This is a genomic window from Brevundimonas sp. (assembly GCF_031412435.1).
Lineage (GTDB): Bacteria > Pseudomonadota > Alphaproteobacteria > Caulobacterales > Caulobacteraceae > Brevundimonas.
Genome location: NZ_JANODA010000014.1, coordinates 52,677 through 65,256 on the forward strand (window position 1 = coordinate 52,677; position 12,580 = coordinate 65,256).

Annotated in this window: 12 protein-coding genes; 7 read left to right on the plus strand and 5 right to left on the minus strand. The window is 69.0% G+C overall.

What is annotated here, in order from left to right; all coding sequences use genetic code 11:
• The first annotated feature begins 7 nt into the window (after nucleotides 1–7).
• Entirely contained in the window at nucleotides 8–643 is a 636-nt protein-coding gene (locus RMO01_RS02960) for a YdcF family protein (RefSeq protein WP_309627559.1), read from the plus strand.
• Nucleotides 640–1,344, plus strand: a complete 705-nt coding sequence (locus RMO01_RS02965; RefSeq protein WP_309627560.1) for a lysophospholipid acyltransferase family protein — start codon at nucleotides 640–642, stop codon at nucleotides 1,342–1,344. The genes RMO01_RS02960 and RMO01_RS02965 overlap by 4 nt, the downstream gene beginning before the upstream one ends.
• A 3-nt stretch (nucleotides 1,345–1,347) precedes the next feature.
• Here the strand turns inward: RMO01_RS02965 and RMO01_RS02970 are convergent, their stop codons facing one another.
• From RMO01_RS02970 to RMO01_RS02985, 4 genes are read right to left on the minus strand one after another with little or no spacing between them, the layout of a single operon-like run.
• Nucleotides 1,348–2,163 carry an FkbM family methyltransferase gene (locus RMO01_RS02970; RefSeq protein ID WP_309627561.1) on the minus strand — a complete coding sequence of 272 codons (816 nt, stop codon included), beginning with the start codon at nucleotides 2,161–2,163 and terminating at the stop codon, nucleotides 1,348–1,350.
• Between the two features lie 37 nt (nucleotides 2,164–2,200).
• Entirely contained in the window at nucleotides 2,201–3,292 is a 1,092-nt protein-coding gene (hisC, locus tag RMO01_RS02975; protein ID WP_309627562.1) for a histidinol-phosphate transaminase, read from the minus strand.
• 14 nt (nucleotides 3,293–3,306) lie between these two features.
• On the minus strand, nucleotides 3,307–4,014 hold the full coding sequence (locus RMO01_RS02980) for a hypothetical protein (RefSeq protein WP_309627563.1): 708 nt from the start codon (nucleotides 4,012–4,014) through the stop codon (nucleotides 3,307–3,309).
• Nucleotides 4,014–5,063, minus strand: coding sequence for a DUF2125 domain-containing protein (locus RMO01_RS02985; RefSeq protein ID WP_309627564.1), 1,050 nt, complete (start codon nucleotides 5,061–5,063; stop codon nucleotides 4,014–4,016). Before RMO01_RS02985 ends, RMO01_RS02980 begins: the two co-directional genes overlap by 1 nt.
• Before the next feature lie 200 nt (nucleotides 5,064–5,263).
• On the opposite strand from RMO01_RS02985, the gene RMO01_RS02990 reads away from it, so the two are divergent.
• Nucleotides 5,264–5,737, plus strand: a complete 474-nt coding sequence (locus tag RMO01_RS02990; RefSeq protein ID WP_409013034.1) for a VOC family protein — start codon at nucleotides 5,264–5,266, stop codon at nucleotides 5,735–5,737.
• A 9-nt stretch (nucleotides 5,738–5,746) separates the two neighbouring features.
• Here RMO01_RS02990 and RMO01_RS02995 read toward each other — a convergent pair whose 3' ends face one another.
• On the minus strand, nucleotides 5,747–8,611 hold the full coding sequence (locus RMO01_RS02995) for an ATP-dependent DNA helicase (protein WP_309627565.1): 2,865 nt from the start codon (nucleotides 8,609–8,611) through the stop codon (nucleotides 5,747–5,749).
• 107 nt (nucleotides 8,612–8,718) lie between these two features.
• On the opposite strand from RMO01_RS02995, the gene RMO01_RS03000 reads away from it, so the two are divergent.
• From RMO01_RS03000 to pdeM, 4 genes are all read left to right on the plus strand, one after another.
• Nucleotides 8,719–8,970, plus strand: a complete 252-nt coding sequence (locus RMO01_RS03000) for a type II toxin-antitoxin system Phd/YefM family antitoxin (RefSeq protein WP_309627566.1) — start codon at nucleotides 8,719–8,721, stop codon at nucleotides 8,968–8,970.
• The gene (locus tag RMO01_RS03005) at nucleotides 8,970–9,386 is read left to right on the plus strand and encodes a type II toxin-antitoxin system VapC family toxin (RefSeq protein ID WP_309627567.1); all 417 of its coding nucleotides are present in this window, start codon (nucleotides 8,970–8,972) and stop codon (nucleotides 9,384–9,386) included. The genes RMO01_RS03000 and RMO01_RS03005 overlap by 1 nt, the downstream gene beginning before the upstream one ends.
• A 166-nt stretch (nucleotides 9,387–9,552) precedes the next feature.
• Nucleotides 9,553–12,063, plus strand: a complete 2,511-nt coding sequence (locus RMO01_RS03010; RefSeq protein WP_309627568.1) for a ligase-associated DNA damage response DEXH box helicase — start codon at nucleotides 9,553–9,555, stop codon at nucleotides 12,061–12,063.
• Nucleotides 12,060–12,580, plus strand: a 521-nt coding sequence (gene pdeM, locus RMO01_RS03015) for a ligase-associated DNA damage response endonuclease PdeM (protein WP_309627569.1), incomplete at its 3' end; no start/stop codon positions are given. The genes RMO01_RS03010 and pdeM, both read left to right, overlap by 4 nt.

Here is a 12,580-nt window from a genome sequence, read left to right on the forward strand (position 1 = left end):
ATTAAGCATGAAGTTTCTGGCGCTTGTCGGGATCGTGGCCCTGATCTGGCTGGTGGGGCTGTTTGCCTTCGCCGACCGGGTGCGCGGTTTCACGCCCACGCCGGAACCGGAACGCGCCGACGGCATCGTCGCCCTGACCGGTCCCTCGGCGGAGCGCGTCAACGCCGCCATCCGCCTTCTGGAGCAGGACAAGGGCGAACGCGTGCTGATCTCGGGCGTCAACCGCGAGGTTCGTCGTCAGGAGCTCAACGCCGTCACGCCCGGATCAAGCCGACTGTTCAACTGCTGCGTCGATCTCGGCTTCGAGGCCGAGACGACCAACGGCAACGCCCAGGAGATCGCCGCCTGGGCCCGCGCCAAGGGCTATGACAGCCTGATCGTCGTCACCTCGGACTACCACATGCCGCGTTCGCTTCTGGAACTCCGCAGCGCGGCGCCGAACCTGGAGCTCACGCCCTATGCGGTTTCGACGCCGTCGCTGGATAATACTGGCTGGTGGCGGGCGGCGGTCACGGCGCGCCGGATGACGCTGGAGTATGTTAAGTATCTCGCTGTCCTCGGCCGCGAGACCCTGCACAGGGTGACCGGCCACAACGAGCGGCCCGCCAGCGACGCCCCGACCGAAGAGGCAGCGCCAGCGTGAAGACCGTTCGCACCTTCCTGTTCGTCGTTTGGTTCTATCTGTCGATGGCCGTCGTCGCCGTAGGCCTCTCGCCCGCTCTCCTGATGGGTCACCGCCAGGCCATGGGCGTGGTCCATATCTGGGCCAGGACCGCGCTGTTCGGCTACCGCTGGATAGCGGGCGTGAAGGTCCAGACCCTGGGTCGCGACCATGTGCCAACCGGCGGCGCGCTCGTCGCCTCCAAGCACCAGGGGCTGCTGGATTTTGTGGCCCTGATCGCCGTCCTGCCGGATCCTTGCTTCGTTCTGAAGAAGGAACTTACGCGCATGCCCTTCCTCGGCTGGTTCGGCGTGAAGACGAAGATGATCGCCGTCGATCGCGACGGTCATGCCAAGGCGCTGAAGGACATGGTGCGCCAGGCCCGCGACCGTCTCGCCGAGGGTCGTCAGATCATCATCTTCCCGGAAGGCACCCGCGCCGAGGTGGGCGCAGAACCCGAGTACAAGCCCGGAATCGCCGCCCTATACCGCGAGCTGGAAACGCCCTGCTGCCCGGTTGCGACCGATTCCGGCGTCTGGTGGCCCGCGAAGGGGACCATCCCCCAAGGCGTGGCGACCTTCGAGTTCCTGGAGCCGATCCCCGCCGGGCTGAAACGCGCGCCCTTCATGGTCGAGCTGGAACAGCGGATCGAAACGGCCTCGAGCGCGCTGGTCCGACCCTGACCGTCAGCTCTCCTTACGCTCCAGAATGAGGTTGGCGCAGGTCTGACCCACGATGGAGTAGGCGGACCGCACCCCTTCCGAGAAGGGTGCGTCTTCCAGTGTCTTGACGATAAAGTCGTTTGACGCCTCGATAATGACCCAGCGCGGCGTCCAGCCTGCGGCCACGGTGTCGTTCAGCACCTTGATGTCCTCGCCCTCAATGTCGATCGACAGAAGATCGAAGTCCCGTGAGACGCCGTGGCGTTCCAGAAGGGTCGGCAGGCGGACGACCTTAACCGTGATCTCGCCCAGCGTTTCACCCCAACCCAGACTGGCGGCCTGATTGAGAGAGGACACGTCGTCGTTGACCCCGATGTGGAAGGTCGCCTCGCCCTCGAAATCGGACGCGGCGCAAACCTCAAGCGCAACATCGAGGCCGGCGAAGTCGATGCGAATCTGGTCAGCCAGGGCAGGGTTGGCCTCGACCAGAATCCCGCGCCAACCGAAACTCTTGAGCAGATCGTAGCTGTTGGAACGTTCCTTGCCGCGCGCGCCGACATCGACGATCACCCGCTGCCCGTCGGTCCTGAGCATCCGCGTCAGCAGAATCATGAACTCGCCGAACTGGGTCTGGTCGTTCGTCAGGCTGTCGGCCTTGCGACGGGTCTCGCGCACCAGGCCGAATTCCGGCGAACGGAGGAAGGCGTTGATGATCTGGGGGAACGTCACTGTTCCCTCATCGAGCGCCTTGATCATCGTCTCCGCACTGGGATCCGGTTCACGGCCGAGGAACCCCCGATAGAGGTCGGCGACCGCGGTCGCATTTTCAGTGTCACGCAATTCCTGGATTCCCCGGACTGGTTTCTGGCGGCGGTGGTCAGCCTGCAGCGAATTCGCTGAGGGCGTCGATCACCGCGCGGTTCTGGTCCTCGGTGCCGACGGTGATGCGCAGGCCGTCGTGGATGCCGTAGCCGCCGACCGGGCGGACGATGATTCCCCTGGAATTCAGGTAGTCGCTGGCGGCGGCGGCGCTGCGTTTCTCGTCCTTGAACAGGACCAGGACGAAGTTCCCGGCCGAGGGCAGGACCTCGAAGCCGAAGCCCCGGATGGCCTGGGTCAGGCGCGGACGCCAGGCCTGGACCAGGTCGCGTGACGCCTTCTGGTGCGCCTCGTCCCCCAGGGCGGCGGTGGCCGCGTCGAGGCCGGGCACGGAGACGTTGAACGGCAGGCGGATGCGGTCGACCGCCTCGGCCACCGCCAGAGGTGCATAGCCGAAGCCGATGCGCAGGCCACCGAGGCCGTGGATCTTGGAGAAGGTGCGGGTCACGACGATGTTCGAGGCGTCGCGCGCCAGGGGGAAGGCCGTCTCCCAATCGGCCTCGGTGACGAACTCGGCATAGGCCTCGTCGACGACCAGCAGGACGTGGGCAGGCAGGGCCTCGTGCAGGCGACGGATTTCCTCGCCGGAGTTGTAGCTGCCGGTCGGGTTCGAGGGATTGGAGACGTAGACGATCTTCGTCCGTTCATCGACCTGTTCGAGCAGGGCGTCGACCTCGGCCTTGTAGCCTGGCTCGGGCGCCAGCTTGACCTGAGCCTCGCAACCGAGGGCGCTGATCCGGTAGGCGAGGAAGCCGTACTGGCCGGTGACGATGTTGTCGCCCGCCGTCAGATAGGCCTGGTTCAGCAGGGCGAAGACCTCGTCCGAGCCGTTGCCGAAGATCAGCCGTTCGGGCTCCAGCCCGTGGTGTTCGGACACGGCGGCGCGCAGCTTGGTGGCGCGGCCGTCCGGATAGATATGGATGTTCCTGATCGCGGCCTCATAAGCCTCGCGGGCCTTGGGGCCGGCGCCTAGCGCGTTCTCGTTCGAGGACAGTTTCATCGGCTCGGCGATGCCGACGATCGAGGACTTGCCGCCGACATAGGGGGCGATGTCGAGGATGCCGGGCTTGGGCGCGGGCGCGTCGGTCATGGAGAGCCTTGCGGTCAGAACAGGGGAGCGGCGCCGATCACGCCCTTCAGGGCGCCGGGCGCTGCCGAGAGCCGCCCGTCTTCGACCTGCACATAGCCCGCCAGCGTGAACAGCTTCAAGCCGCCTGCCGAGGCGAGGGGGCGAGCCACGAAGCCGCAGGCCGACAGGGCCTCGACGATCCGACCGTCGGACAGGCCGGAATCCGTAACCCAGAAGGTGCGGTCCTCACCGGTGGGGCCGGTCGGGGAGGCGGCGACCATAAGAGCGGAGGGGACGCCGTTACGGTCGTCGGGCAGGGCGGCAATGACCTGAAGTTCGGGCCGGGCCAGCAGCTTGCCCCACCAGGGGCGGCCAGTGGCGAGGTCGATCAGGGCGCGAGCTCCGGTCACGGCCTGGGCCAGGGCGGCGTCAGGATCGGCGACCGCCTGGGCCGACAACCCGAACCGGTCGGCGGCCAGAAGCCGGGCGGCGGGGCCGGCGACGACCAGGGGGGCTCCGGTGCGGGCCTCGATCCGACCCCACAGGGCGCGAAGCATTGCGGACTGGTGCGGGTCGTAACTCTCGGCCAGCAGGGCGCGCAGGGCCAGGGTCGAGGCGTCGGGCGAGGGGTCGGCCCCTGCCGCCAGTCGATCGGTCAGGGCCTCGATCAGGGCCTGATCGAGGACCAGCCGGTCGGTGTCGACCTTGGGCTCTTCCAGCAGGGCGCCGTGCTTCCTGGCCATCAGAACAGCTTGGGCGCCGGGACGATTGCGAAGGGGCCAAGGAAGGTGCGGCCGTCGCGGAAGGTCAGTTCCAGCGCCATGTCGTCATCGCCGCGCACGGCGGTCGCGGCGGCGGCCCCGGCCGCGCCGACCCGATTGACCGAGCCCGCGCCCGAACCGGCCAGACCCGCGATGGCGGCCATCGGCTTGACGGCCTGCAGCGAGACAGTCCCCTGCAGACGCCCGTCGGGCGCCGCGGACAAGACGTCGCTGGACAGGGTGGCGCGGCTCTCGCCCGCCGACAACTCGCCGCGCACGGCGGTGAACCGTCCGCCGGCGCGGGTCCAGGCGGCGAAGACCCCGGCGGCGTCCGCGCCCTGAAGCTGGTCAGCGTCCTCGACGACGGTCTCGATCTGGGCGGTCAGCTTGCCGTTCCGCGCCATGCCTTCAACCGGGCCGCCGGGACGGCCCTCGGCGTCGATCAGGCGGAACAGGAGGTCGACGCTGGTGTCGACGCCGGGCGTTCCGGCGGGGGCCAGATGCGGTCGCAGATAGAGCTCGACCTTGCCGGCGCGCGAGATCGGGAAGACCTCGGAACCCTCGTGTGAGGTGAACTCCGGATCGGCCATCTCGACCGCGACATTGGGCCAGCGCTGGGTCAGGCCGTGGACGCTGGCGCGGATGAACCGCCCGCGCACGGCGACCTTGCCCTTGCCGGGCCGGGTCAGGACCAGACCGTCGCCGACGATCAGCACCCATTTGTCCGGGTTCCAGGCGTTGGCCTCGGCCGCCAGATCGGGCGCGGCGACTGCCAGACCCGAGGGCGCGGTGATCGAGACGTTCTCGGCCCCCAGCCGCACGCGGAACGGCCAGCCCGAGGTCCCGAGTCCGGTATAGTTCACATCCCAGCCGCCGGCGCGCATGGCCTCGACCCGCTGATCCAGCTGGCTGCGGACCTGACCGGCCAGCACGAACCACCAGACCGACCAGCCGACCAGGACGATCAGGAACAGGCCGATCGGCGCGAACAGGCCGGAGCGTTTGTGGCGGGGCGACGAAGCTGCGGTCATGGAGGCCTTTGGCGAGAGGGCGGTCGAAAAACACAGTCCGGGTTGTCCGGCGAGTCCGGCGCCCGAACTCAAAAACACAGTCCGCCGGGTCCGGCGAGTCCGGACGGCTCACCCAACATGCGCGCAGAAGGCGGGCGGATATGGGGCCGCTGAAGCTAGACGGCAAGCAGGATGGCTGCCGCCAAAATGGGATCGACAGCGTGTTACGTCCGTTCGAGGATGTTGACGAGGGAAACGCCATGGAGACGCAGTCGCTGCACCGCGGTCGTCTGATCGACCACATCCAGCTGGTCGTGCGCGACCTCGACGCGAGCCGGAGATTCTATGACGCGGTGTTCGCGACCCTCGGCCTGAAGACCGGCGGCGAGGCGCCCGGCTATTTCTGGATCGACGAACTGTTCGTCTCCACGGCGGACTCCGAAGCCGCCGTCGGCCAGTTGACCGGCCGGCATCACCTGGCCTTCCAGGCGAAGGACCGGGCGACCGTCGAGGCCTTCCATGCCGCCGGTCTCGCGGCCGGAGCCACCGACAACGGCGCCCCGGGCGACCGGTCCTACCACCCGGGCTACTACGCCGCGTTCCTGATTGATCCCGACGGCAACAATATCGAGGCCGTCTATCACGGGCCGCACGAACGCTCGGCGGACAGCGTGGAGATCACGTTCGAAGGGTGATCCCTCTCCCTATGGGAGAGGGTTCAGAAATTCCCGGGTCACCTCGATCGCATCGACCAGGCTCATCCGCTGGACCTCCGTCCCGGGCGGCAGGGCGGCGAAGAGGCGGGTGGGGGTGGCGGCGTCGAGCATGATGAAGACCCCCTTGTCGTCCGCCCGGCGGATCAGCCGACCGAAGGCCTGGGCGATGCGGGCGCGGGCGAGGGCGTCGTCATAGCCCTTGGCCCCGAACTTCTCGCGCCTCGCCTTGTGCAGCAGGTCGGGGCGGGGCCAGGGCACGCGGTCGAAGGCCAGCAGGCGCAGGGACCGGCCGGGCACGTCGACGCCGTCGCGGACGGCATCGGTGCCGAGCAGACAGGAGTCCTGTTCGGCGCGGAAGATGTCGACCAGGGCGCCCACCTCGAGCGGATCGACATGCTGGGCGTAGAGGGGGATCTGGGCCTTGGCCAGATCGGGTCCCAGCCGCTCATAGACCGCCTTCAGCCGACGGATGGCGGTGAACAGGCCCAATCCCCCACCTCCGGCCGCGAGGAACAGCTCGCGCATGGCGGCCGCCGTCTGGCGCGGGTCATCCTTGGCCACGTCGCCGACGACGATGACCCGGCTATTCGACGCATAGTCGAACGGGCTTTCAACCTTCAGCGTCCGGGCCGGTTCGATCAGGCGGGCGGCGCCCGTGCGCATCCGGGCCATGCCGAACAGGTCGCCGCCCGAGGCTTCGGCGATGGGGTCCGACAGAGTGGCGCTGGTCACCAGCACCCCGTGGGCGGGCAGGATGACGGCGGCCTCGAGCGGCACGGTCGGGTCGATCCAGTGGCGGCGCAGGGCCACGTCGTGGATCCGGCCGAAGGCCGTCTCGACCGACAGCCAGTCGACGAAATCCGGGTCGGGGGCGTCGCCTCCGTCCTCCAGAGCGGCCAGCATCGAGCGCCAGCCCGGCAGGGTCATCCGGGCGCGCCGGTCCAGACCGCGCAGGGCCCCTTCGATGCGGGCCCGTGCGGCGCCGTCGAGCTCGGACGCCTCGTCGTCGAGGATGTCCTCCAGATGCCGGGCGAGGGCCAGCAGGGGGGCCTCGACGGCGGCGATGGCCTGGGCCGCCGCGCGTGCGGTCTCCAGCAGGGGCTCCGTCGCCGGGCGCACGCCGCATTCCGTGCCGAACTCCGATGATCCGGACGAGGCGGCCTCGGAGGTGCGGGCGCGGATCTGTTCCAGGGCCGCCATCAGGAACTGTTCGATCGGGCCGACCGGATTGACCTCGCCCGACGGCGGGGCGATGCGGCCCGAGATGCCTTCGCCCGGCAGGGCGGCCGCCGCGCGGATGGCGTCCTGAAGCGCCTTCGCCGCCGCCTCGTTGTCGGCGCACAGGTCGCCGAGCCGCTGTTCCAGCCCGCGTCCGCGACGGCCGCGTCCTTCCGGCCCCCGGATCCAGCGCCGCAGCTCGGCCGCCTCCTGGCCGGACAGACAGGCGGAGAAGGCGCTGTCGGCGGCGTCGAACAGATGGTGGCCCTCGTCGAAGACGATGCGCTTGAGGGCGGCGGTCTCTCCGTCCTGCTTCAGTCCCCGCGCCGAGCGGGCGCCGTCGAAGGCGGCCTGGGTCATGACCAGGGCGTGGTTGGCGACAACGAGGTCGGCGCGGCGGCTAGCGCGGATCGTCTTCTCGACGAAACAGGTGCGGTAGTGGGGGCAGGCCGCGTGGACGCATTCGCCGCGCCGGTCGACGAGGTTGCCGGCAGAAGCCTGATGGCTCGCCGGCGTCGCGAACAGGCCGGGCAGCCAGCCGGGGAAGTCGCCGCCGGTCATGTCGCCGTCGCGGGTGTGCAGGGCCCAGCGGCTGGTCAGGGCCAGGCCGATCAGGTCGCCATTGCCCAGCTGGGCCGCCTGGACCATGTCCTGAAGGTTCAGCAGGCAGAGGTAGTTCTCCCGCCCCTTGCGGACCACGGTCTTCTTCTTGCGCTCGACCGGGTCGGGCCAGAGGGCGGCGCTCTCGCGGTCGATCTGGCGCTGCAGGGCGCGGGTATAGGTCGAGACCCAGGCGGCCCCCTGGTTCCGCTCGGCCCAGAGCGAGGCGGGGGCGAGATAGCCCAGCGTCTTGCCCGTGCCGGTGCCGGCCTCGGCCAGCAGCATGCGCGGTTTGCCCTCTTCGTTGCGGGGCGAAAAGGCGTAGGCGGCCTCGGCGGCATAGTCGGACTGGGTCGGGCGGGTCTCGTCGAGACCGGACGCCTGAAGCAGTTTTTCCAGCCGGATGCGGGCGGATTCGGAATCGACGGGGGCCGACCCGGCCTCCCCGCGCGGCGCCTCGTCCTCCCACTCCGCCAGCCGCGACCAGGCGTCGAGGCCCGAGCCCCGGTACTGGCGGGCGCGGAGCGGCCCGGCCTGCAGCGCGCCGGAGACCCGCCAGGCCCAGGACCATCCGGCGCGCCCCAGCGTCTCGGCCAGGGTGAAGGCGTCCTCGCGGTGCGGATAGGCCGGGTCGGCGAGTTCCTTCAACAGGACGGCGGCGGCGTCGCGCAAGGCGGCCGCCTGGGCCTCGGCGCCTTTCGGTTCGGCCATGCCGAGGGCCAGGGCCAGACCGCTCGGGGACGGGGCGCAGAAGGTCGCCGGTCGGACGAAGGCCCACAGCTCCAGCACATCCAGAAGGTCCGGCGAGCGGGGCGGCGCCGACAGGCCGAGCCTGCGCGCGGTCAGGCTGGCGTGGGCCACCAGAACCGGCCCGCCGGTGAACACCCCCTCGGCGGCGCCGCGCCCGATCTTGCGGGCGCCCTCGTCATCGCAGATCGCCCCTGCGCCGGGCGGCACGGCCAGGGCAGGCGGCAGGGCGAGCCACGGCTCGGCGCCGGTAAGGCTGCGGTTGGCGATGACGGATTCGTCGGACACGGCCGACAGATAGCGTTTCGCGAGACGAAACGGAACGAGAACATCACCTTGACGCGCACGGCCGCCGGAGATATGGCTATATGGTATAGCTAGATGGGGAGAGCGCTGTGAACTGGAGCGTCGCCAAGGCGAAGGACAATCTTTCCGAAGTCATTCGTCGGTCCCGAACGGAGGGGCCTCAGGAAATCTCTTCGCATGGAGAGGCGACCGCCGTCGTGCTGTCCGCTGAGGACTTCCGGCGCCTGAAGGACCCCCGGGCGTCCCGTGACTTCAAGGACTGGCTGCTGAACGGTCCGTCGCTTGAAGACATCGATCTGGAACGCGACCGACGACCCGCACGGGAAATCGATCCCTTCTGATGTTCCTGCTCGACACCAATGCCATCAGTGAGCCGAAGCGCGCACGGCCCGACCCCGGTGTGGCCAGATGGCTGAATGATCAGTTGCAATCAGACCTGCATCTCAGTGTCATCACGGTCGGCGAACTGCGGCGCGGCATCGTGCGGCTGGAACCCAGCCGGCGTAGGGACGACCTCGATTTCTGGCTGGCTGAACTCATTATCCGCTTCAAAGAACGCATCCTGCCGGTCGACCTCGATGTGGCCGAGCGGTGGGCGTCCCTGGCGGAAGCACAGCGCGCCGCCGGGCGTGCGTCCGAGATGACGGATGAGCTGATTGCGTCGACGGCGCATGTCCACGGCCTGACCGTCGTCACTCGTAACACTCGCCATTTCGAACACACCGGTTGTCGGGTTCTGTCGCCCTGGAGCGATTGATGCGCAGGCCAAGGCGCGTCTGGCTCTTCGCAGTGGTGGCTCTTCTGGTCGCATTCGCTGTGATCAGTGCCTGGCCCTCCGCGTCCGACTTCCTGGCTCAAGACGATTGTTTGGATGCAGGCGGCGCCTGGCGGAACTCGGTCTGCGATGGCCGACGGCCCGGCGAATGACGACGGCCCTCCCGCCCCTCTTCGCCGACTGGTTCGCGTCTCGCGGCTGGAGCCCCCGCCGGCATCAGCTGGAGATGATCGCGGCGGCGCAAGGCGGGTCCCACGCCCTGCTGGTCGCGCCGACAGGGGGCGGCAAGACCTTGGCGGGGTTTCTGCCCAGTCTGATCGATCTGGCCGAGCGCGGGCCTAGGCCGGAGTTCGGGCCGGGTAGCGGCATCCACACGATCTATGTCTCGCCGCTGAAGGCGCTGACGACCGACGTCGAGCGTAACCTGATGACGCCGATCCGCGAGATCGGGCTGAACATCCATGTCGAGAGCCGGACGGGAGACACCAAGCAATCGAAGAAGCAGCGCCAGCGCGACAACCCGCCGGACATCCTGCTGACCACGCCCGAACAGCTGGCCCTGTTCTGCGCCTGGGGCGGGGCGCGGGCCTATTTCGCCGACCTGAAATGCATCGTGCTGGACGAGGTCCACGCCATCTGGTCGGGCAAGCGCGGGGACCTGCTGAACCTCGGCCTCGCCAGGCTCCAGAGCTTTTCGCCGGGACTGCGGCGGGTGGCCCTGTCGGCCACGATCGACGATCCGAAGCTGATCGCGGAGTGGCTGGCGCCGGCTGGAGCCGAAGTCGCAATGGTCAAGGGCGACCCCGGCGCCGTCCCGATCATCGACGTGCTGGTGTCCGAAGGCCGGGTGCCCTGGGCCGGCCATACCGGCCAGCATGCGATCCCCGAGGTCTATGCGGCGATCCAGCGCGCCGGCCTGTCGCTGATCTTCGTCAACACCCGCTGGCAGTGCGAGTTCGTGTTCCAGCAGCTGTGGGCCATCAATGACGAGAACCTGCCGATCGGCCTGCACCACGGCTCGCTGGCGGCGGAGCAGCGGCGCAAGGTCGAGGCGGCGATGGCGCGGGGCGATCTGCGGGCCGTCGTCTGCACCTCGACGCTGGATCTGGGCATCGACTGGGGCGACGTCGACCTGGTGATACAGATGGCGGCGCCCAAGGGATCGAGCCGGCTGGTGCAGCGGATCGGCCGGGCCAACCACCGGCTGGATGAGCCGTCGCGCGCCCTGATGGTGCCGGCCAGCCGGTTCGAGTTGCTGGAATGCCAGGCCGCCAAGGAGGCCGTGGCCGACAACGCCTTCGACTGGGAGCCGCATCATATCGGCACGCTGGACACCCTGGCCCAGCACATCATGGGCGTAGCCTGTTCCGAGCCGTTCGACCTCGACGCTCTGCATGCCGAGGTGGTGGCCTGCGCCCCCTATCGCGGCCTGACCTATGAGGCGTTCGAGGAGGTGGTCGATTTCGTCGCCACCGGCGGTTATGCCCTGCGCACCTACGACCGGTTCGCGCGGATCGTGCGGACGCCCGAGGGTCGCTGGACCGTGCGCAATCAACTGATCGCCCAGCGTCACCGGATGAACGTCGGGGCCATCGTGGCGGCGGGGACGCTGAACGTGAAGGTCGCCTCACGCCGCGGCGGGGCGTCGAAACAGCTGATCGGCGGTCGCAAGGTCGGTGAGGCCGAGGAGTGGTATTTCGAACAGCTGACCCCCGGCGACACCTTCGTCTTCGCCGGTCAGGTCTGGGCGTTTCAGGGCATCAACGGCATGGACGCCCTGGTCACCCACGCGACGGACAAGGACCCCAAGATCCCGTCCTGGGGCGGGGCGCAGTTCCCGCTGGGCACCTCCCTGGCCGCCCGCGTCCGCGCCATGATTCAGGACCGCGACCACTGGCGCGTCCTGCCGCCGGACGTGCAGGAGTGGCTCGAGCTGCAGGAGCAACGCAGCCAGATTCCCGACGCCGACAGCCTTCTGATCGAGACCTTCCCGCGCGGCAGCCGCCATTTCATGGTCGCCTATCCGTTCGAGGGGCGGCTGGCCCATTCGACCCTGTGCATGCTGCTGACGCGGCGGCTGGACCGGCTTGGCGTCGGGCCGCTGGGGTTCGTGGTGACCGACTATGCCTTCGCCATCTGGTCGATCAAGCCGATGGACGATCTGGACTGGGACACCCTGTTCCAGCCCGACATGCTGGGCGACGATCTGGAGGCCTGGCTGGAGGAGAGCTTCATGATGAAGCGGACCTTCCGCAATTGCGCCCTGATCTCGGGGCTGATCGAGAGGCGCCAGCCGGGCAATGAGAAGACCGGGCGGCAGGTGACCTTCTCCACGGATCTGATCTACGACGTGCTGCGCCGCCACCAGCCCGATCATCTGCTGCTCAAGACCGCCCGCGCCGACGCGGCCGCGGGCCTTCTGGACGTGGCGCGGCTGGGGCAACTTCTGGAGCGGATCAGGGGCCAGATCAAACATGTTCCGCTGGAGCGGCCCTCGCCCTTCTGCGTGCCGGTGCTGGTCCAGATCGGGCGCGAGCGGGTCGGTGGGGGACAGGCGGCGGAGATGATCCTCGACGCCAGCGCCTATGGTTTCGACGAGGCGGATTTGATCGCCGAGGTCATGGCCGACGCGCCGCCGGAATTGGCGGGGGCGCAATGAACGCGGCCCTGAGACAGGCCCTGTCCCCGGCGCGTTGTCCCAGCGGCGGGCTGCGCGTCGCCATCGAGGGCGAACCCTGCGTGCTACGCTGTTCGGGCGCCCTGTGGGTGCTGAACCATCGGACCCTGATCGCGGCCGACCTGCATCTGGAGAAGGGCTCGGCCTTCGCCGCGCGCGGCCAGATGCTGCCGCCCTACGACAGCCGCGCCACGATGGACCGGCTGGAGGCCGAGATCGAGGCGCTGCAGCCGGCGGCGGTGGTCCTGCTGGGCGACAGTTTCCACGACGCGGCCTCGGTGGGCCGGATGGCGGCGGACGACAAGGCGCGGCTGGACCGGCTGGCGGCGGGCCGCGACTGGATCTGGCTGGAGGGCAACCACGATATCGCCGCGCTCGCGGGTGCGATGGACGACCTCGTCGGCGAGGTGGTCGAGACCATGGCGCTCGTCACCCTGCGCCTGATTCACGAGCCTCAGCCGGGCGTGCAGCCGGGCGAGATCGCCGGCCACCTGCACCC